Source organism: Nocardiopsis aegyptia, from assembly GCF_013410755.1.
GTDB lineage: Bacteria > Actinomycetota > Actinomycetes > Streptosporangiales > Streptosporangiaceae > Nocardiopsis > Nocardiopsis aegyptia.
The window spans coordinates 1,635,017-1,655,081 of record NZ_JACCFS010000001.1 but is presented as its reverse complement, the minus strand read 5'-3'; the positions used below and the strand labels follow the sequence as shown (position 1 = coordinate 1,655,081).

The following is a 20,065-nucleotide window of genomic DNA, read 5'->3' as shown; positions in this document are numbered from 1 at the left end:
GCCCCCGGCCACGCGGTTCCGGCCGCACCGTCCACACACCCGAGGTCGCCAGATGATCACCACCGCAGTCCGCAACGCCCTGCGCACGCGGGGCCGGGAACCCGCCGTGCTCTGCCACACGGGCGCGCCCGAGAGCGCGCGCGTCCCGCTCGAACGCCTGCCGCTAGGGCCCGCCGACCGCCTCGTGGACCTGGACACGCACCCCATGGGCGAATCCGTCCTGGGGGAGCAGGAGGCGGGTCTGGTCGCGGTGGTCGCCGCCACCACGACCGATCTGCACCGCGCCGTCACGACGGCCGTCCACCTGCCACGCGCCGTGCACGTGGTCGTCGCCCTGGTCGACACCACGGGGCTGCAGGAGCCGCCGATCCCCGCCGCCCCGGGCATGGGGCAGTGGCGGGACGTGCAGGAGGTCCGGGTCCGGCGCGTCGGTCGGCGCGGATGGCTCTGTGAACTGTTCTTCCCCAACGCCGTCGAGGCCGCCGAGGTGCTCGACGCGGTCATGCACGGCACGCGGGGCCGCCGGCGCGGCCCCGCCGTCGCCCCGATGGCCGTTCTCAGCGGGCACGAGGGCGCCCTGTGGCGGCCCGGCGACACCGGGGTGCACGGCATCGAGGCCGCCGGACCCGTTCCGCTGCGCCGGGTCACGCCCGTGGGCGACCTCGCGCTGCGCGTGGGCGCGGTCCGGGCGCCGGAGTGGGCGGACACGGCCGTGCCCGCGCTGGACCGCGGCACCACGTCGGCCGACTCCTGGACCGCCATCACCGGCGCCACCGCCCGCGCCCGCGAGGTCAGCGGGGCGGACACGGCACCCGTCGACGAACGCGTCCACGCCGTCGCACCGATCGACGAGCTCACCGTCAACCCCACCGGGTTCTCCCGTGTGGCCGGGGGGAGACTGGCCGACCTGACGGTCCACGGACCGCACGCCGTGGTCCGCGAAGGGAAGAAGGACCTCGTCACGGTCGCGGCGGACGGGACGGTCACCGACGTCGACCTCGCCCGCCTGCGGCACCTGGGAGGCGTCCGCGTCGACTGGTCCGGGCACACCGGGCCCAGTGCCGCCGTCCGCGCCGTGGCGTCCCTGGCCGCGGGCGGTGTGCCGCTGCTGAGCGGCCCGGTGCCCGCCTGGGCCGGCGGACTGGGACAGGCCCTGACCGATCTCATCACCGGGGCGGAGGAGGCCGACGTGGCCGATCCCCTGCGGCGTGAGGAGTACAGCGTGCGCCTGCGCCGCGCGGCCCTGCGCACCCATGGCCACCGGGCCCGCTGGCGGGCGCTGGGCGCCCGGGCGGGCGTCCCCCTCCCGCCGGAGCCGACGGTGTCGGTGATCCTGTGCACCCGCCGCCCGGAGATGGTCGGGTTCGCGCTCGCCCAGATCGCCCGCCAGCGCGGAGTGTCCGTCGAGGTGGTGCTGTCCCTCCACGGCTTCCCGGCGGACCTGCCCGAGGTCGCCTCCGCCATCGCCGACTTCGGCGCCACGGGCGTGCCGCTGACCGTCCACGAGGCCGACGCGGACCAGATCTTCGGCACGGTCCTCAACGACGCCGTGAGCCGCACCGCCGGTGACCTCGTCGCCAAGTGGGACGACGACGACTGGTACGGCCCGGAGCACCTGGCCGACCTCGTCCTGGCCCGCGCCTACTCGGGCGGCGAGCTCGTCGGCGTCGGCCAGGACTTCGTCTACCTCCAGGAGGTCGACCTGACCCTCTGGCGCAGCCGCAGGTCCGAGGCGTCCACCCGGTTCATCGCCGGGGGCACCATCCTCACCGACCGAGCGGTCCTGGAGGAGGTCGGGGGCTTCCGGCCGCTGCCGCGCGCCATCGACACCCAGCTCCTCATCGCCGTCATCCGTGGCGGAGGACGCATCTACCGCGCCCACGGACTCGGGTACGTGCTCCGCCGCACCGGCGGCGGCCACACCTGGTCCGAGGACATGTCCTTCTTCCTGCACGACCACACGCGACAGTGGTCCGGCTGGTGCCCGAGCACCCTCCTGGAGGGGGAGCCGGCGCCGCTGGGCCAGCACGTCACCGAGTACACGGGGGGACTCCGTTGACCACCTTGGACACCGGCCGGGGGCCGGCCGCAGACGATCCGCGCTCAGCGGAAGCCCTGGCACGGGGCGAGTCGGACTACACCGAACAGCCGCGACTGACGCGCAACGACTACTCACCGCTGGATCCGCCGCCCCTGGGCGAATGGACACCGACCCTGTCGGTCAGCGTCGTGATCCCGGCCCACGGGCAGCCCGAGAAGCTCGCCCTGGTCCTGGCCTCGCTGGCCGCGCAGAGCTACCCAGCGCACCTGACCGAGGTGGTGGTGGTCGACGACGGCTCACCCGAGCCGCTCGCCCTGCCCGAGGTGCGTCCCGAGAACACGCGGCTGATCACCTCCGCGCCCGGCGGGTGGGGGTCGGCGCACGCGGTCAACTGCGGTGTGGCCGCGTCCTCCGGCCAGGTCGTCCTGAGGCTGGACGCCGACATGCTCGTCTACCGCGAGCACGTGGAGTCGCAGATGCGCTGGCACCACCTCGTCGACTACGGGGTGGCCATGGGGCACAAGCTGTTCGTGGACTTCGACCCCGAGGCCATGACACCCGAGTACGTACGCGACGAGGTCGCCCAGGGCCGCGCGGACGCCCTCTTCGACCGGGAGAGCGCCGACCGGCACTGGGTCGAGGACCACATCGCCAAACGCGACGGACTGCGCTCCGCCGACCGCCTGGCCTACAAGGTCTTCATCGGCGCCACCGGATCCCTGCACCGCTCCCTCCTGGAGGCGGCGGGCGGCCTGGACGGCGAGCTGATCCTGGGCGGCGACTCCGAGTTCGCCTACCGGGTCTCCCAGCAGGGCGCGGTGTTCATCCCGGACCTGGACACCAGCAGCTGGCACCTGGGCCGCACCCAGATGCAGACCAGGCGCGAGGCGGGCATGCGGTACCGGGCCCCGTACGTGTCCAACCGCGTGCCCGACTTCCACCTGCGGCGCAGGCGCCCCGACCGGGTGTGGGACGTGCCCTACGCCGACGTCGTGCTGGACGTGGCGGGGGCGACCCTGGAGGAGGTGGACACCACCGCCGCGGCGCTGCTCGGCGGCACCACCCCCGACATCCGGGTGTGGATGGTGGGCGCGTGGGGCGGGCTCGACGACGGTCGCCGCGCGCCGCTGGACGAGGAGCTCCTGGACCTGCGGCTGATCAAGGAGACCTTCCGGGGCGACGCCCGGGTCCGGTTCGTGGAGGAGGCCCCGTCCGCGGACCCCCAGGTGCCCTTCGTGCTGCGCGTGCCCGTGGGGACCGCGCCGGTCTCCACCCTCGTGGCCGACCTGATCGGGGCCGCCGACAAGAACAAGGCCGGACTGGTGTGCGCGCCCCTGCCCGGGGCGGCGCGCGCCGACGACGGAGTCCTGCGCCTGGAGCGCAGGGCGGCCTTCGCGCGGGCGCGCCACCTGGAGCCCGGGGCCGAGGGGAAGCAGCTCGACCGTGCCGTGGAGGAGGTCTACGGGACGTACTGGATGCCCGGGAACGACTGCGTGGTGCCGGAGGAGGGCGAGGAGGGCGTGGAGACCAAGAGCCCCCAGGCGCTGCGCCGTGAGCTGGACCGCGCGCTGGCGGAGGTCGAGCGGATGCGGGGACGGGCCAAGCGGGCCGAGCGCAAGCTGCGCTGGTTCACCCCGGGCTTGGCACGCCGCGCGCTGCGCAAGATCGCCCGCTGAGGATCGGCGCCGACGGCCTCGGATGAGCACGGCGCGAGTCTCCCGTTTGTGACGACACGCAACCAAATGGACACTTAGGGCAAGTGGCCTGGTTACGCTGAGTCCGGACATTCCCTGTCCGACGGGGCGCTCGCGCCGTGTAGTCAACCCTTCGAGGTCACCGATGATCACCAACGTCCTTCGCCAGGCCCTGCGTACGCGCGGTGACGAACCCGCCGTGCTGTGCCGTGCCGGTATCGCCAACCGGACGCTGGGCGCCCTCGACCGCCTGCGCCTGCGACCGCACGACCGCCTCGTGGACCTCGACACCCATCCTGTGGGCGAGCCGCTGACCGTGCCAGGCGTACGCGGGCACGGCACGGGCGGCTCGGTCGCGCTGTGCGTCGTGCTGGCCGCCACCTACACCGACCTGCGCCGGGCCGCCACGGTCCTGACGGGCTTCCCCGCGGCCGCGCACATCCTCGTCGCCGTGACGGACACGCCTGGGCACAGCCGCCCGCCGGTGCCCTCCGCGCCCGGCCTGGGGGAGTGGCGGGGTCTGCTGGAGCAGCGCACCCGCCGGCTCGGCAAGCACGGGTGGATCTGCGAGTTCTTCTTCCCCGCCGGCACCGCGGTGGCCCCCGTGGTCGCCGGGGTCTTCGAGGGCACCGGCGGGCGGCGCCCGGTGCCGGCCCCGCGGCCGCTCGCCGCCCTGTACGGAGCCGAGTCCGCGACGTGGCGCGCGGGGGACCCGGGGGCGCTCTGGGCCCCGGCCGCGGGCCCCGCGCCCCGGCTCAAGGCGGTCCCGGCGGTGGACCTGGTGCTGCGCACCGACGACGGGTCGGCGCTGCCCGACTGGGACGACCCGGACATCCCGGTGGCGGACCGGCGCGCGAGCGGGGCCGACGTGTGGGACCTGGACGGCGCGCCCGCCGACGCGGTGCCCGCTCCGGCCCTGCGGATCAGCGGGAGCGACCCCGCGCTGGAGGTGCCGCCCATCGACGAGCGGACCGTCAACCCGGTCGGGTTCCGGACCCGGGTGACGGGCCCGGTCGCCGACCTCACCGCAGTGGACGGGCGCACGGTGGTCGTCGCGGACGGCCGGGTCCTGGCCGAGGTCGCCGCCGACGGCACCGTCACCGACGTCGCCCTGGAGCGGGTGCGCGACCTGCGCGGCATCCGCGTTCGATGGGAGGGGCACGGCGGACCGGTCTCGACGGTCCGTGCGGTGGCGTCGCTGGCCGCGGGCGGTGTGCCGCTGCTGAGCGGCCCGGTGCCGGGCTGGGCCGCCGGGCTGGGGGACACACTGGTCGACCTGCTGGCCGGGGCGGAGGAGGCCGAGTTGGACGACCCGCTGCGCCGGGAGGAGTACAGCGTGCGGCTGCGGCGCGCGGCCCTGCGCACCCACGGCCAGCGCGCCCGCTGGCAGGCGCTGGCCGCGCACACGGGTGTCCCGGTGGCGCCCGAGCCCCGGGTGTCGGTGATCCTGTGCACGCGGCGGCCGGAGATGGTCGGGTTCGCACTCGCCCAGATCGCCCGCCAGCGCGGTGTCCGGCTCGAAGTGGTCCTGACCCTGCACGGGTTCCCCGCCGACCTGCCGGAGGTGGCCGCCGCCGTCCGGGAGTTCACCGCGACCGGCCTGCCGCTGACCGTGCACGAGGCCGACGCCGACCGGGTGTTCGGCGCGGTGCTCAACGACACGGTCGACCGGGTGTCGGGCCACCTGGTGTCCAAGTGGGACGACGACGACTGGTACGGCCCCGACCACCTGGCCGACCTGCTCCTGGCGCGCACCTACTCCGGAGCCGACCTGGTCGGCAACGTGCAGGACTTCGTCTACCTGGAGGAGCTCGACCTCACCGTGCGGCGCGGCAAGCAGAGCGAACTGCCGATCCGGTTCGTCTCCGGGGGCACGCTGATGTTCGACCGGGGCGTGTGGGAGGAGGTCGGCGGGTTCCGGCCGCTGCCCCGGGCGATCGACACCCAGCTGATGACCGCCCTGCTGCACAACGGGGGCCGGATCCATTCGGCGCACGGTCTCGGCTACGTCCTGCGCCGCGCGGGGGACGGGCACACGTGGAACGAGGACCTGTCCTACTTCATCGGCAAGCGCGTCGATCAGTGGCCGGGCTGGCGGCCGAGCGCGATCCTGGAGGGCGAGCCGGTCCCGTTCGGCCGCCGGGACCGGGACGCGGCCCCCGTCGGCGGGCAGGCGTGAGCCGGGCCGGTCAGGCGACCCAGAGGCCGAGGGAGTCGGCGACCAGGGCGGGGCGCTCCTGGCCCTCGATCTCCACGGTGTGCGAGACGGTCAGCAGTGTGCCCTTGGGGGTCTCCTTGACCTCGGAGAGCACGGCGGTGTCGCGGATCCGCGAGTCGACCGTGACCGGCTGGAGGAAGCGGACCTTGTTGAGGCCGTAGTTGACGGTCATGGCCGGGCGCTTGGTGACGGTGAGCAGCTGCGGCGAGAAGAAGGCCAGCATGGACAGCGACAGGTAGCCGTGGGCGATCGTCGTCCCGAAGGGGCCGGCGGCGGCCTTCTCGCGGTCGATGTGGATCCACTGGTGGTCGCCGGTGGCGTCGGCGAACGTGTCGATGCGGGTCTGGTCGATCCGGACCCAGTCGGTGGGGCCGAGGGTCTCGCCCTGGGCCGCGGTCAGTTCCTGGATGTCGGCGAATACGCGCACCATGTCTCCGTTCGTCGGGTCCGGGATGGGGGCCGGACGGTGCGGCCACTCTACCTAACACTGTTCGGTTTCGCAGGGCCAGGGCCCGCACAGTGCGTCGGGGCCGCGGCGGCGGCGCGGGACGGCGGATCGGGCTCGGGTGGCGCGCGTGCGGAGGGGTCAGCGCCCCTGGGCGCGTCGCCCGCGGGTGCGGCGGGTGGGGAGTTCGCGCAGGCCGTCGGCGTCCACGACCACCGCGCGGGCCGTGTGGTCGGCCACCGCGGCGCGGTCGACGCCGTGTCCCAGGCCGCTCTCGGTCAGCGGGACCGGGACCACGCCCTCGTGCGCGCGCACCGGGGGGACGACCAGGTCCCGGCCGCGGCTCCCGGCTCCGGGGACCTCGACCGGTAGTGAGGCCCCGGCCAGCGAGGCCAGGGCCACGGTGGCCGCGCGGCCGACGCCGGTACGCGCCGAGGACCCGCACCAGACGGTCCACCCCGCGTCGACGGCCCGGTCCACCGCGCGGCGGGCCTCCGTCAGGCCGCCCAGGCGCGCCGGGTCGACGTTCACCGCGCTCCCGGCCTCGGCGCGGATGGCCGCGCCCAGGTCCGCCACGGACGTCAGCGACCGGTGCAGCGCCACCGGGGTGCGCAGTTCGCCCGACAGGCGCGTGTAGGCGGCCAGGTCGTCGGGGTCGAAGGGGTCCTCGATCGCCACCAGGCCCACACCGTCGAGCGCGCGCAGGGAGTCCAGGTCGGCGGTGGACTCGGTGTAGCGGCCGCCCGCGTCCGCCTGGAGGACGAGGAAGGGGAAGCTGCCCTGCACGGCGCGGACCACGTCGGCGTCCCAGCCGGGTTCGATCTCCAGGCGGATGCGACGGAACCCCGCACCGACCTGCCGGTTCACCTCGGTGACGACGGACTCCAGCGTCACCTGGCGGGCCAGGGTCACCCCGGCGGTCAGCGCGGTGCGCTCACCGCCCAGGGCATGGGCCAGCGGCGTGCCCCGCTGGCGGCTCCACAGGTCCCAGCAGGCGGTGTCCAGGGCGCCGGCCACGGCGGGGTCCCAGGGCAGGTCGGCCCAGGCCTCACCGGCCTCGGTGGGCCGCAGCCAGGCGTGGTCGAGCAGGGCGGGGGCGAAGGACCTGGTGAGGGCCTCCCACCGCGCGGGGCCGGCCCAGGGGATCTCGCCCCAGCCGCTGACACCGTCGCCGTCGGCCACGCGCACCAGGGCCGGGCCGCCGCCGGCGCCCCGGCCTGCGGCCGAGTCCCGCAGCCCGATCAGCTCCAGCTCGACGATGCGTGTGGCCGTCGCCGATCCAGTGTGTGGTGCCACGCTGTCCCACCTCGGTGTCTGCGGTGTCCCGGAGCTCGGTCGGACGGGCGTCCGCGGCGCGGGCTGTCCCTTCGACGGTACCCGCGTCGGACCGGGCCGACCACCCCGTCGGTGCGGCGAACACCACGTGGAAGGCCCGGTCGGAGCCGGAAGCAGGCGGGAGGCGGCACGGCTCGGGGCCTGCCACGAGGACGACGTCGTCGCCTTCGGTGGCCACGGTCGGAGAGTGTTCGACCCGAAGGGCCGATCGCTTCGATGGCGTCGGTGCGATCGGCCCGGTCGCTGTACCAGGGCCGGCCTCCGCCCCGGGTGGGTCAGGGGGTGTCGGAGATGCGCTGGAGGCCCCGGACGGCGCGGGCGTAGGTCTCGGGGTCGAGGTCGCCCATGAGCAGGCGCTGCAGGACGAAGCCCGGCATGAGCCCGAACAGCGCCCGGGCCACGAGTTCGGGGTCCTCGGCGGGGTCGAGCCGACCGGCGCGCTGCTGCGCGCGGACGAGTTCGGCGTAGCGGCCGCGGATCACCTGGAAGCGGGCGGTCACCAGCGCGCGGACGGATTCGTCGCGGATGGCCTCGGCCCAGACCACGACCGCGACACGGGTGATGTCGCCCTGTTCGCCCTGCTGGAAGCCGGTGATCGCGGTGGTGATGTGCTCGACCATCGCGGACAGGGTCGGCAGGGGGTCGGTCTCGAGGAGTTCCCCGATGGTCCGGTCGGCCAGGCTCATCGCCTTGTCGGCGATCGCGATGATCAGGTCCTCCTTGTTGCGGAAGTACCCGTAGACCGCTCCGGCGGACATTCCGGACTCGCGGATCACATCGGCCATGGTCGTCTTGTGGAATCCCTGCGCGGCCACGCACCTCATGGCCGCGTGCACGATCTGCAGGCGGCGCTCCTCGCGGCGTTCATCGGTGATCTTCGGCATGGCGCCACTGTAAAACGAATCTTCGTTCTTGACACCGCGGCGCGGGTGGGCCGACCATAAAAAGAAGGAACATTCGTTTTTAGGAGGCCCACCGTGTCCGCACCGAGCGAGACGACGACGTCCTGGTGCGCCCTGGCCGGTCTGGTCGTCGCCCTGGCCGCCCTCGTCGGCGTACTCCTGACCGCCTTCGCGTGGCCGGCCGTCAACCAGGAGCCGCGCGACCTGCCGGTCGCCGTGGCCGCGCCGCCCGAGGCGGCCGACCAGATCACCCGGTCCCTCGCCGAGCAGGCCGGCGACGAGGCCTTCGACGTCACCGAGGCCGCCGACCGTGCCGCCGCCGAGGAACTCGTGGCCGACCGGGAGGTCTACGGCGCCCTCGTCGTGGGCCCGGACGGCGGCGAGGTGCTGGTCGCCTCCGCCGCGAGCCCCGCGGTGGCCCGGCTGCTCACCGGGATCGGCGCCGCCGTGCCCGCCGAGGCCGGCGGCCCGTGGCCGGTGACCGACCTGGCTCCCACGCCCGACGACGATCCCCAGGGCGCCGGCGTGGCGTCCGTGGTCCTGCCGCTGGTGATCGGCGGCATGGCCGGAGCCGTCATCATCTCCCAGCGGGTGCGCGGCCGCGCGCGGCGGCTCGTCGGCGTGCTCGCGCTGGCCCTGCTCGCAGGGCTCGTCCTGGCCGGGGTGCTCCAGGGGCTCCTGGGCGCCCTGGAGGGGACGTACTGGCTCAACACCGGGGTGCTGGCCCTGGGAACGGCCGCGATCGGCACGGTGCTGCTCGGGCTGCGCCACGTGTCCGGCGTGCCCGGCCTGGGGGTGGGCGCCGCGGTCGTCATGCTGCTCGGCAATCCGCTGTCGGGCCTGACCTCGGCCCCGGAGATGCTGCCGACCGGCCTCGGCACCCTCGGCCAGTGGCTGCAGCCGGGCGCCACCGGCAGCGCGCTGCGCTCGGTCGCGTGGTTCGACGGGGCCGGAGCGGGGCCCGCCCTGCTCACCCTGGGCGCCTGGCTGGCGGTGGGCCTGGTGCTGTGCGCGCTGCCGGTGCGCGGCCGGGCGGCGGTCTCCGGCGACGACGCGGGAGCCCGGACGCCCGTCACGGTCGCCCGCTGAGCGCGCGTCCGATCGGCCGGAACGGCCGGAGGGGGTCGGCCTCGCACGTGTGCGAGCCCGACCCCCTCCGCGTCCGGCCGGTCCGGATCAGTCCTGGGCCAGGACCTCGTCCAGGGGCAGGTGCTTGAGCCCGTGGGCCTCGGCCACCGGGGCGGAGACCACGGCGCCGTCGAAGGTGTTCAGGCCGCCGGCCAGCGCGGCGTCGTCGCGCAGCGCCTGGCGCCAGCCCTTCTCCGCCAGGGCCACGGTGTAGCGCAGGGTGTCCTTGGTGAGGGCGTGCGTGGAGGTGTTCGGCACGGCGCCGGGCATGTTGGCCACGCAGTAGAACACCGTGTCGTGCACCTGGAAGGTCGGGTCGTCGTGGGTGGTGGGACGCGAGTCCTCGAAGCAGCCGCCCTGGTCGATGGCGATGTCGACCAGCACCGCGCCCGGGCGCATCCGCGAGACCAGCTCGTTGGACACCAGCTTGGGCGCCTTGGCTCCCGGCACCAGCACGGCGCCGATCACCATGTCCGACTCCAGGACCGACAGCTCCAGCTCGAAGGCGTTGGACACCACGGTCTTGACCTGGCCGCGGTAGAGCTCGTCCACGTGCCGCAGCTTGTTGACGTTGAGGTCGAGCACGGTCACGTCGGCGCCCATGCCCACCGCGATCTGCGTCGCGTTCAGGCCGGACACGCCGGCGCCGATCACGGTCACGCGCGCCGGGCGCACGCCCGGGACGCCGCCCATCAGCACGCCGCGCCCGCCGTTGGGGCGCTGCAGGGTCACCGAGCCGACCTGCGGGGCGAGCCGGCCGGCGACCTCCGACATCGGGGCCAGCAGCGGCAGTGCGCCGTCGGGCAGCTGCACGGTCTCGTAGGCGATACCGGTCACCCGGCGCTCCAGGAGCGCGTCGGTGCACTCGCGGGACGCGGCCAGGTGCAGGTAGGTGAAGAGGGTCTGGCCCTCGCGCATGCGGTGGTACTCCGCGGGGATGGGCTCCTTCACCTTGAGGATCAGGTCACCGGTCGCCCACACCTCGTCCGCCGTGTCGAGGATGGTCGCCCCGGCGGTCGTGTACTCCTCGTTGGTGATGGAGGAGCCGAGGCCGGCGTCACGTTCGACGAAGACCTCGTGGCCGCGACCGACGAGCTCGTGGACTCCGGCCGGGGTGATGGCCACCCGGTACTCGTGGTTCTTGATCTCGCGGGGGACGCCGATGCGCACTGTTCCTCCAACTGGTATCTCCGTTGATACCCCCACTGTGACCTGGGAAGGCGTCACAGCGCCATCGCCAACATGCATAGCCGTCGGCCGCCTTGTTGACAGCATGTAAGCAGGTCGTGTGGGGTGTGACACCGAGTGCCACGCGGTTCGAGCGGATTCAGGCGGTGGTGTCCGGATCCCCGGGCGGGCGGCGGCCCATCGCCCAGACAGGACCCACCCCGCCCGTCAGTTCCCTACCCGCGTACGGGCTCGGATCATCCCCCGGGACGACCCGTCTGCGCAGGGGGTCGAAGGCCACCAGGTCCGCGTCGCAGCCCACCGCGATCCGGCCCTTGCCGGTCAGACCGACCAGGTCGGCCGGCGTCCGCGACGCCCACCGCACCAGGTCGGCCAGTCCCAGCCCGCGGCGCGTGGCGGCCGTCCACAGCGCGGGCAGGTTCCACTCCAGGGTGTGGATCCCGTTGGCGGGCAGATGCCCGGACCCGACCGTGCTGATCGCCGAGTCCGGCGACAGCAGGGCGCTCCACAGCGCCTTGCGGTTGGCGTCCGAGCGCACCGGCGGTCGGCACCCGTGCGCGGGGGAGTCCGGGGCGAGCGCCTCGGCGGGAAGGCACAGGTAGTGCGCGCAGGACTGCGCGGACAGCGCCACCCCGATCGACTCCGCCGCCGCGAGCAGGGCGGCGCACTCCGCCGCGGAGAACGGGCACACGTGCGTGCGCGTGCCCACCACCCGTGCCGCCGCGATCACCCGTTCCAGACCGCGCCGCTCGGCCCGGGGCGGGCGCTGCTCCGCCGACACCGCCGGTGTGCCCAGCTCCTCGGCGTCCTCGGCGTGGACGAGCAGGACCGAGTCCAGCGCCGCGATCTCGGCCATCGACTTGCGCAGCCGCGCGTCGCTCAGCGCGGCCATGTCGGGGGCGCCCCCGTCCGAGAGCGACCCGCGGAAGGCCACCGCGCCCGCCGCCTGGAGGTCGGCCAGGTCCAGCGGTCCGGTCCCGCGGGTCACACCGCCCAGGAAGTACAACGACACCGGCAGGCCGGCCGCCGCGCGCTGGTGCACGTGCAGGGCGTCGGCGCACGTGATGGCGGGGCGGGCGGGCGCTGGGGAGGCCACGACACTGGTCACACCGCCGCGCAGTGCCGCCCGCCCCACACGCCGGTAGGCCTCGGCCAGGTCCTGGCCCGGTGCGTGGACGCCGGTGTCCAGGTCGACCGCCCCCGGCAGGAGCGCCACGTCCCCGAGGTCGGTCTCCTCCGCGGCGGACAGGGGCGCGTCGTAGGCGTCCACGGCCTCGATCCGGCCGTCCCGGACCGCCACGCTCGCGGGCCGCACCCCGTCCGGCGCGACCACCCGCGTGGAACGGACCACAATGTCGAACTCGGTCATCTCGGTTGGCTCCAACGCTCGCGTCGAGAAGCAGGGCCGGGGTCCGCGGGAAGGGCCGCGTCCGGACGTCGGGTGCGAGAAGACGGGAGGGGCGCCATCCCGGCTCGGACACCGAGCGTATCGCGCGAAGACCGGCCACACCGGGGAAACGTCACTTCCCGTGACACGGATCGGTGCCGCGTCCCTGGACGTGCCGCCCGGGCGCCGGGCGGGCGCGTCACCCGGCACCCGCCCGGGGAGCGACCCGGGTCAGACGGCCGCGGACCACCGTCTAACCTGGGCTCCGGTGTTCCTCCGCGCGAGGCCCCCGCCGGACGGAGCTGGCCAGCGGCGGGTGGACCGAGGACGCCGTCCAGCATCGGACCGACCTCGACGACGGAGTGGCGAGTGGCTCCTCCCGCACAGAACACGACTTCCTCCCCGCAGGAACGCGACGCAGCACCCGGCACCGGTCGTGTACCGGTGATCGCGGGCGCCGCCGCGGCCCTGTGCCTGGGGGCGCTCGTCCTGACCCTGGTCCTGGGCGGGGCGGCCTTCCCCGTCCTCATCCCCGGACTGCCGGACGCGGGGCAGGCGGTGCGCTGGGGCCTGCCGCTGTCCAAGGTCGTCATGGACGCCTCCGCCGTCCTGGCCGTCGGACTGCTGCTGCTCGCCGCCGTCCTGCTCCCCTCCGAGCGCGGACGCCTGAGCGAGCAGGCCACCGAGTACGTGCGCGCGGCCACCTGGGCGGCGCTCGCCTGGGCCGTCGCCGCGGTGTTCACGATGTACTTCCAGGCCTCGGAGTTCCTGGCGCGGCCCTTCGGCGGCGTGAGCGTCGACGAGGTCACCGCCTACGCCGGATCGGTCTCCACCGGCATCGCGCTGATGTTCGTCGTCCTCATCACCACCGGGATCGCCCTGTTCGGGCGCACGGTCGTGACGGCGAGCGGGGCGCTGTGGCTCCTCGTCCTCGGGCTGATCGCCGTCACTCCGCCGGGGCTGACCGGGCACTCGGCCTCCTCCGGCTCGCACGAGCTGGCCGTGACCGGGCTGGCCCTGCACGTCATCGCGATCACGGCGTGGGTCGGCGGGCTCGCCGCGGTCACCTACCACGCCGTGCGGCGCGACGGCCGTGACTCGCCCGTCGCGGTCGCCCGCTTCAGCCGGATGGCGCTGTGGACCTACGTCGGTGTGGCCGTCAGCGGCGCGGCCAGCGCCCTGGCCCGTCTCGCCTCGCCGGCCGACCTGCTCGCCACCGAGTACGGGCTCATCATCGTCGTCAAGGCCGTGCTGTTCACGGTCCTGGGCGCGTTCGGCTACCTGCACCGCGAGCACGCGCTGCGGCGGATCGAGAACGCCCCGCCCGGCCAGGAGGGACGGTCGTTCCGGCGCGGGGCGTTCCTGCGGATCGCGGCCGTGGAGATCCTGGTGATGGCCGCCGTGATCGGTGTGTCGGTCGGCCTGGGCCGCACCGCACCGCCGCCGCCCCTGGAGGGCACGGTCGACCCGGCCGCCGCGATCCTGGGCTTCCCCGTCCCGCCGCCCATGAGCCCGGAGACGCTGCTGACCCTGTGGCGTCCGGACCTGTTCTTCATCATGATCGTGGTGGTCGGCGGCGGCCTCTACGGCGCGGGCGTGGCCCGGCTCCTGCGGCGCGGCGACGCCTGGCCGGTCGGCCGCACGGTCGCCTTCGCCCTGGGCCTGCTCACGATCGTGGCCGTCCAGCTCACCGGGTTCGCGACCTACTCCATGGTGCTGTTCTCCACGCACATGATCCAGCACATGGTGCTGTCCATGCTCGTGCCGATCCTGCTGGTGCTGGGCGCGCCCGTCACCCTGGCGCTGCGGGCGCTCAAGCCCGCCAGGCGGCGCGGCGACCGGGGCCCGCGCGAGTGGCTGAACCTGTTCCTCAACAGCCGCTTCTCCAAGGTCGTGACGCATCCCGGGGTCGCCACCCCGCTGTTCGTGATCAGCCCCTACGCGCTGTACTTCACGCCGCTGTTCCCGAACCTGATGAACGACCACCTGGGTCACCTGTTCATGGGCGTGCACTTCCTGCTCGCGGGGTTCCTCTTCTACTGGATCATCGTGGGTGTGGACCCCGCCCCGCGGAAGGTCCCGTTCCTGCTGCGCATCCTGCTGCTGCTGGTGGCGATGGGCTTCCACGCCTTCTTCGGCATCACGATCATGATGCAGTCCGCGCCGATCGCCATGGACTTCTACAACCAGTTCGAGGTGCCGTGGCTGGAGGGCCAGGCCGAGGACCAGTACGAGGGCGGCGGTATCGCGTGGGCCCTCGGTGAGATCCCGACGGTGCTGGTCATGCTCGCGCTCGTCGTGCAGTGGTCGCGAGACGACGAGAAGGAGGAGCGGCGCCGCGAGCGCCACAGCCGCCGCGACGGGTCCGACGACGCCGACATGGACGACTACAACGCCTACCTGGCCGAGCTGGACCGCCGCTCGCGCGGACTCCCGGCGAAGGACGAGGCCGCGGACAAGGTCGCCGACGCCGACGGCTGAGCCGGAGCGGGGCCGCTCGCCCCGTCCGGCTCGCGCACCCCTGTGGCCGCTTCCGTCCCACCCAGCTCGCACACCCCTGTCGTCCTCCCGCCCCGCCCATACGAAGGGGGCCGGTCCGTCGCTCGACGGACCGGCCCCCGGGTCGGGACCCGGCTCAGGCCACCAGCGCGGCCACCCCGGCGCCCACCAGGCCGAGCACGACGCAGAACACCAGGCCCAGGGCCAGGACCGGCAGGGACGGGCTCAGCCCGGCGGGAACGTCTCCTCCGGTCGCCGCCGCCTGACGGCGGGCGATGACGGGCAGCAGCACCACGTTCACGGCGTAGACCACCGCCACCACGCAGCTCGCGACGGCGAAGGCCGTCCAGAAGCTCCCGCCGCCGGCCAGGGTGTTCGCCGCGGCCAGCGAGGGCAGCGCCACGAGCAGGACCACCGAGGCGACCCCGAACGCCACCCGTACCGGGGGCGTCACCCCGCGCGCGCTCCCGGAGAGCACGAGGAGTAGACCGATGAGGGCCGCCATCATGATGGCGCCCACGATTCCGAACACGGCGATGTTGACCAGCGAATTCACGCTGGTCATTCTCCCACCGCCCCGGCGCGCCCCCGACCCGGGTCGCCGAAGCCCACCCGCACCCCGTCCGGTCGTCCATCTCCCCCACCCGGCGTTGGTCCCACCCACCCGGGGTTGTGCTCCGCCACCAGGGGATTGACCCCACCCACCAGGGGGTCGAAGGTGAGCGGTCCCACCTACCGGAACCACAGGGGGTTGATCCGGGCCAAAGCAGGAAGGGCTGCGCCGGAGGCGTCCGTTGAGGGTGGTGGTGGGCGACGGTGTTGGCACGAGCGGCGGCCCAAGAAAGCACAGGTGTGAGGGGCGCGCTGGTGCCTGCAGGAGGAGTCTCTGCCGCCAGCGACGAAGGAGCCAGGCAGTAGCGACGACGAAGGCCCCAGCGTGAAGCGCCCCGAACACACCCCCTCACCCGACATGCTCCAGGCGCGAACCGGAGGCGCCCTTGACCACCCTGAGCCGAGTGGACACCCGCTGGCGCAGGTCCGCGACGTGGCTCACCACGCCCACGGCCCGGCCGCCGTCGCGCAGCCGGTCGAGCACGTCCAGGACCTCCTCCAGGGTGTCCTCGTCCAGTGTGCCGAACCCCTCGTCCACGAACAGGGTGTCGATGTCGGTCCCGCCCGCCTCGGCCGAGGCGACGTCGCCCAGCCCGAGCGCGAGCGCCAGTGAGCTGAAGAAGGTCTCGCCGCCCGACAGCGTCGCCGGGTCGCGCTCCACCCCCGTCCAGGCGTCCACGACCCGCATGCCCAGGCCGCCCGCCGAACGGGCACGGCCGTCCCCGGCCGCCTTGTCCACCGTGTACCGCAGCTCGTAGCGGCCGTCCGACATGGTCAGCAACCGGTCGTTGGCCGCCGCCACGACCTGCTCCAGCCGCGCGGCCAGCACGTAGGCCGACAGCCGCACGTTGTCGGTGTTGTCCGCCGACGTGCCCGCCGCCAGGCCGCGCAGCCCTTCGGCGACCGCGTACCGGCGCAGGACCGGCGCACAGCCCGCGAGGCTCGCCTCCAGTTCCCCGCGCAGCGCGGCGAGCCGGTCCGCCCGTTCCTGGAGCATGCTCCGCCAGGCCACCGCGCGGTCGGCCGCGGCTGCGGCGCGCTCGGCCACCGCCTCCGCCGCGGCCAGGTCGGGTACGGGGGCCGCCCCGGCGGCGGCCAGCTCCGGATCGGCCAGGACCGCCTCGGCCGCGGCCACGCCGTCGTCGTGCGCCCGGGCCCGCTCACGCAGCTCCCGCCGCCGCGGCTCCTCCAGCGCGGCCTCCCGCACCTGGAACTCGTCGTCGAAGCCGGACTCGGCGCGGCGGTACTCCGCGTCGGCGGTGGCCGCGCGCAGCTCCTCCGCGGCCAGGTCGCGGGTGTTGACGGCCTCGGTGGCCGCGCGCAGCAGGTCGGCCTCCTCGGAGAGCCGCACGATGCGTTCCTCCAGCCCGGGATCGTCGCCCCGGGCGTGGTCGAGCAGCGCGGTCAGGCGTTCGTGCTCCCCGCCGGCGTTCTCCCGGTGGGCCCGCACCTCCGACTCCTCCCGTGCCAGGTCGGCCTCGCGGGAGCGGCCCCGCTCCAGCTCGGCGGTGAGCTGGTCCAGCGCCTCCTCCAGCCGCTGCGCCTCCCCGGCGGCGGCGCGCGCCTCGTCCAGGGCGGTGCGCAGGTCCCGGGCCTCCTCCCTCGCGGCCGGGACGGTGCGCCCCTCGGCGAGGTCGGCGGCGGCCGCGCGGCGCTCGCGCAGCGCCACGACCGCGGACTCGGCCTCCGAACGGGCCGCCCACGCGCGGTCGGCTGCGGCGTGGGCGGCCTTCTCCTCGTCCGCCGTCACCAGGCCGCCCTGGGAGGGGCGGGCCGGCCGCGGGTGGTGGTCGGCGCCGCAGACCGCGCAGGGCTCGCCGTCGACCAGGCCGGCGGCCAGCTCGGCCGCCATCTGGGTGATCCGCCGCTCGCGCAGGTCCAGGGCACGGTCACGGGCGTCCTGCGCCGCGTCCACGGCCGCGCGGTGGCGCTCCTCGGCCGCCGCCAGCTCACCGCCCAGGCGCTCGTGCTCGACGGCCGCCGTCCGGCGCCGTTCGGCGGCGGCCAGCGCGGCCTCGGCCGCCTCCGTCTGACCGCCCAGTTCGCGTGCCCGGCGCAGGTCGCCGGTGACCCTCTCGATCCGTGCGGGCAGGTCGGCCAGGCGGGCGCGGACGCGGGACAGCTCGCCCTCGATACCGGCCAGCCGCCCGGTGAAGCGGGTGATGGCCAGCCCCAGCGAGGTTCGCCGTTCGGCGTCGGCCCGCAGCAGGTCCAGCCGGGCGAGTTCGTCGCGCCTGCGCTGCTCGGCGGCGCGCAGCAGGGCCTGCGGGCGTCCGCGCCCGGGTCCGTCCGGCTCCTCCGGCGTGCCACCGCCGGTATCCGGACCCACCTCGGCGCCGCCCGTGCCGCTGCCCGTGCCCGTCCCGGCGCCGCCGCCCGCGTCGACGCCGGGGCCGACGTCGTCCAGCCCGGCGACCAGGGACAGCTGGTCGGCCACGGCGATCCCGGCCTTGTCGAGTTCGGTGCGGCGGTGGTCGCGCGCCCGCAGGAACGGCAGCACGGCCTCGGCCCGCTCGGCCGCGGCCAACAGGACGTCGATCCGGGCCCGCTCCTCCGCGGCCCCGGCGAGCCGGTCGCGCCGCTCCCTGGCCGCGGCCAGCCGCTCCTGCCGGGACCGGACCTCGCGACCCTCGGCCAGTGCGCGCTGGGCCGACGCGCGCGCCTCGGTGAACCCGGCCGCCACCGCTTCGGCGTCGGCGGCGGTCGCGGCGGTGACGCAGGCGAGTTCGGCCGCCCACGCCGACAGCTCCTCCGGCAGGTCGGGCGCGGGGGAGCGGCCGACCTCGGCGATCCGGCCGGCCACGGACCGCACCCGGTCGTCGGCGCTCTCCACCTCGCGGCGCAGCCGGTTGGCGTGCCCCTTGAACCAGTCCTCGACGTCCCGGAACACGCGGGTGTTGAAGATCCGCTCCAGGGACTCGCGGCGCTCGTCGGACTTCGCGCGCAGGAAGCGGGCGAAGTCGCCCTGGGGAAGCATGGCGATCTGGCAGAACTGGTCGATGGTGAGGCCGACGAGGTCGCCGATGAACTGTCCGGCCTCGTCCGGCCGGGTGGTGACGCCCTCCCAGCGGCCGTTGACGCGCTCGCTCACGACCACCTTGGCGTTCTCCGTGATGGTGCCGGTTCCGCGCTTCTTCGGCCGCTCCCAGCGGGGGCGGCGCTCGATCCGCACCCGGCGCCCCCGCACGGTGCACTCCAGGGTGACCTCGGGGACGCGGTCCAGCGGGGCGTGGTCGCTCTTGGGGGAGCGGTCCTTGCCGCGCGCCCCGGGCAGGGAGCCGTAGAGCGCGAAGCACACGGCGTCCAGCACGGTGGTCTTGCCCGCGCCGGTGGGGCCGTGGACGAGGAAGAGGCCGCCGGCGCCGAGCCGGTCGAAGTCGACGCGCTCGGTGCCGGCGAACGGCCCGAAGGCCTGCACGGTGAGGGTGTGCAGCCGCATCAGCGCGCCCCCTCGTGCAGTCGGACCTGCTCGATCGCCGCGTTCACCAGCGCTTCCTCCTCGGGTGTGGCGGGGGTGCCGCGCGCCCACTCGACGAAGTCGCCGATCACCTCGCGCTCGCTGCGGTCGGCGACCGGCGAGGTCACCGCGCGGGAGCGCTCGGTGCCGCCCTCGGGGTCGAACTCCAGCAACAGCGCGTGCGGGAAGCGTTCGCGCAGCCGGTCCATGGGGTGGGCGGGACGGCGGGGGTCGGTGAGGGTGACCGCCAGCCAGTGCCCGGTGTAGGCCTCCCACTCGGGTCTGGTGAGCAGGTCCTCGATCCGGCCCCGGATCCGGGCGAGCGGGCGCGGGACGGGTGCGGGGAGGAACTCGCAGCCGGCCAGGCCGTCGGCGTCCAGGTCGACGATCCAGCAGCCCTTGACGTGGTGCTCCTCGGAGAAGGAGTAGGCCAGGGGGCTGCCGGGGTAGCGCACGGACGGGGTGATGGTCTGGCGGCCGTGCAGGTGGCCCAGGGCGACGTAGTCCACGCCGTCGTAGACCGCGGCCGACACGTGGGAGGCGCCGCCCACCGAGATGTCGCGTTCGCTGTCGGAGGGCTCGCCGCCGGTGACGAAGGCGTGCGAGAGCACCACCGAACGGGTGCCGGACCGCTCGGCGAGGTCCGCGCGGACCAGGTCCATGGCGTGCCCGAGGGCGGCGGTGTGCCCGCGCTCGGGCAGGTCCCAGTGGTGCCGGGCGATCTCCGGATCCAGGTAGGGGATGCCGTAGAAGGCGACGGGGCCGTGCGCGTCCTCGATCACGACGGGCGTGCCGACGCCGTCCAGGGAGCTGCGCAGGTGCACGCCGGAGGCGTCGATGAGCCCGGTGGCGAACGACATCCGGGTCATGGAGTCGTGGTTGCCGCTGATGAGGACGGCGCGGGCGCCGGTGGCGCGGATCCGGCCGAGCGCGGTGTCGAACAGCCGGACGGCGTCCACCGGCGGCAGCGCGCGGTCGTAGAGGTCGCCGGAGACGACCACCACGTCGATCCGCTGGTCGGCGATGGTGTCGACGAGGTGGTCGAGGAAGGCGGCCTGGGCGTCGATGAGGTTCTCCCGGTGGAAGGAGCGACCCAGGTGCCAGTCCGAGGTGTGCAGCAGGCGCATGGAACTGGACACTACCCAAGTGGCGCGCGGTG

The 20,065-nt window shown here is 74.7% G+C and carries 13 protein-coding genes; 5 read left to right on the top strand and 8 right to left on the bottom strand.

Features of this window, described 5'->3' with window-relative positions; all coding sequences use genetic code 11:
• Positions 1-52 precede the first annotated feature (52 nt).
• From HNR10_RS07485 to HNR10_RS07475, 3 genes are all read left to right on the top strand, one after another.
• Positions 53-2,059, top strand: coding sequence for a glycosyltransferase (locus tag HNR10_RS07485; RefSeq protein ID WP_179821947.1), 2,007 nt, complete (start codon positions 53-55; stop codon positions 2,057-2,059).
• A complete protein-coding gene (locus tag HNR10_RS07480; RefSeq protein ID WP_179821945.1) occupies positions 2,056-3,717 on the top strand; it encodes a glycosyltransferase in 1,662 nt (553 codons plus the stop codon). The genes HNR10_RS07485 and HNR10_RS07480 overlap by 4 nt, the downstream gene beginning before the upstream one ends.
• 163 nt (positions 3,718-3,880) lie before the next feature.
• A complete protein-coding gene (locus tag HNR10_RS07475; protein ID WP_179821943.1) occupies positions 3,881-5,914 on the top strand; it encodes a glycosyl transferase family 2 in 2,034 nt (677 codons plus the stop codon).
• 10 nt (positions 5,915-5,924) lie between these two features.
• Here HNR10_RS07475 and HNR10_RS07470 read toward each other — a convergent pair whose 3' ends face one another.
• From HNR10_RS07470 to HNR10_RS07460, 3 genes are all read right to left on the bottom strand, one after another.
• Positions 5,925-6,383 (bottom strand): MaoC family dehydratase, encoded by a 459-nt coding sequence (locus HNR10_RS07470; protein ID WP_179821941.1) that lies wholly within the window; start codon positions 6,381-6,383, stop codon positions 5,925-5,927.
• 156 nt (positions 6,384-6,539) lie between these two features.
• A complete protein-coding gene (locus HNR10_RS07465; RefSeq protein WP_179821940.1) occupies positions 6,540-7,694 on the bottom strand; it encodes an enolase C-terminal domain-like protein in 1,155 nt (384 codons plus the stop codon).
• 314 nt (positions 7,695-8,008) lie between these two features.
• Positions 8,009-8,617 (bottom strand): TetR/AcrR family transcriptional regulator, encoded by a 609-nt coding sequence (locus HNR10_RS07460; RefSeq protein ID WP_179821938.1) that lies wholly within the window; start codon positions 8,615-8,617, stop codon positions 8,009-8,011.
• A gap of 93 nt (positions 8,618-8,710) precedes the next feature.
• On the opposite strand from HNR10_RS07460, the gene HNR10_RS07455 reads away from it, so the two are divergent.
• Complete coding sequence (locus HNR10_RS07455; protein ID WP_179821936.1) at positions 8,711-9,724, top strand: hypothetical protein; 1,014 nt, start codon at positions 8,711-8,713, stop codon at positions 9,722-9,724.
• An 87-nt stretch (positions 9,725-9,811) separates the two neighbouring features.
• Here the strand turns inward: HNR10_RS07455 and ald are convergent, their stop codons facing one another.
• Positions 9,812-10,933, bottom strand: coding sequence for an alanine dehydrogenase (ald, locus tag HNR10_RS07450; RefSeq protein ID WP_179821934.1), 1,122 nt, complete (start codon positions 10,931-10,933; stop codon positions 9,812-9,814).
• A gap of 157 nt (positions 10,934-11,090) precedes the next feature.
• A complete protein-coding gene (locus HNR10_RS07445) occupies positions 11,091-12,320 on the bottom strand; it encodes an amidohydrolase family protein (RefSeq protein WP_179821933.1) in 1,230 nt (409 codons plus the stop codon).
• Positions 12,321-12,707: 387 nt separating this feature from the next.
• Between HNR10_RS07445 and HNR10_RS07440 the strand changes: the two genes are divergently transcribed.
• Entirely contained in the window at positions 12,708-14,819 is a 2,112-nt protein-coding gene (locus HNR10_RS07440) for a cytochrome c oxidase assembly protein (protein WP_179821931.1), read from the top strand.
• A gap of 154 nt (positions 14,820-14,973) precedes the next feature.
• Here HNR10_RS07440 and HNR10_RS07435 read toward each other — a convergent pair whose 3' ends face one another.
• From HNR10_RS07435 to HNR10_RS07425, 3 genes are all read right to left on the bottom strand, one after another.
• The gene (locus tag HNR10_RS07435; protein ID WP_179821930.1) at positions 14,974-15,402 is read right to left on the bottom strand and encodes a hypothetical protein; all 429 of its coding nucleotides are present in this window, start codon (positions 15,400-15,402) and stop codon (positions 14,974-14,976) included.
• A gap of 396 nt (positions 15,403-15,798) precedes the next feature.
• Complete coding sequence (locus tag HNR10_RS07430) at positions 15,799-18,888, bottom strand: AAA family ATPase (protein WP_179821928.1); 3,090 nt, start codon at positions 18,886-18,888, stop codon at positions 15,799-15,801.
• The gene (locus tag HNR10_RS07425) at positions 18,888-20,033 is read right to left on the bottom strand and encodes an exonuclease SbcCD subunit D (protein ID WP_179821927.1); all 1,146 of its coding nucleotides are present in this window, start codon (positions 20,031-20,033) and stop codon (positions 18,888-18,890) included. Before HNR10_RS07425 ends, HNR10_RS07430 begins: the two co-directional genes overlap by 1 nt.
• Between the last annotated feature and the right edge of the window lie 32 nt (positions 20,034-20,065).

What these genes read in the sequence shown, in the direction of transcription:
- HNR10_RS07485 (WP_179821947.1), top strand. Translation starts at nt 53, where the DNA reads ATGATCACCACCGCAGTCCGCAACGCCCTGCGCACGCGGGGCCGGGAA.
- HNR10_RS07475 (WP_179821943.1), top strand. Translation starts at nt 3,881, where the DNA reads ATGATCACCAACGTCCTTCGCCAGGCCCTGCGTACGCGCGGTGACGAA.
- HNR10_RS07470 (WP_179821941.1), bottom strand. Translation starts at nt 6,383, where the DNA reads ATGGTGCGCGTATTCGCCGACATCCAGGAACTGACCGCGGCCCAGGGC.
- HNR10_RS07460 (WP_179821938.1), bottom strand. Translation starts at nt 8,617, where the DNA reads ATGCCGAAGATCACCGATGAACGCCGCGAGGAGCGCCGCCTGCAGATC.
- HNR10_RS07445 (WP_179821933.1), bottom strand. Translation starts at nt 12,320, where the DNA reads ATGACCGAGTTCGACATTGTGGTCCGTTCCACGCGGGTGGTCGCGCCG.
- HNR10_RS07435 (WP_179821930.1), bottom strand. Translation starts at nt 15,402, where the DNA reads ATGACCAGCGTGAATTCGCTGGTCAACATCGCCGTGTTCGGAATCGTG.
- HNR10_RS07430 (WP_179821928.1), bottom strand. Translation starts at nt 18,888, where the DNA reads ATGCGGCTGCACACCCTCACCGTGCAGGCCTTCGGGCCGTTCGCCGGC.
- HNR10_RS07425 (WP_179821927.1), bottom strand. Translation starts at nt 20,033, where the DNA reads ATGCGCCTGCTGCACACCTCGGACTGGCACCTGGGTCGCTCCTTCCAC.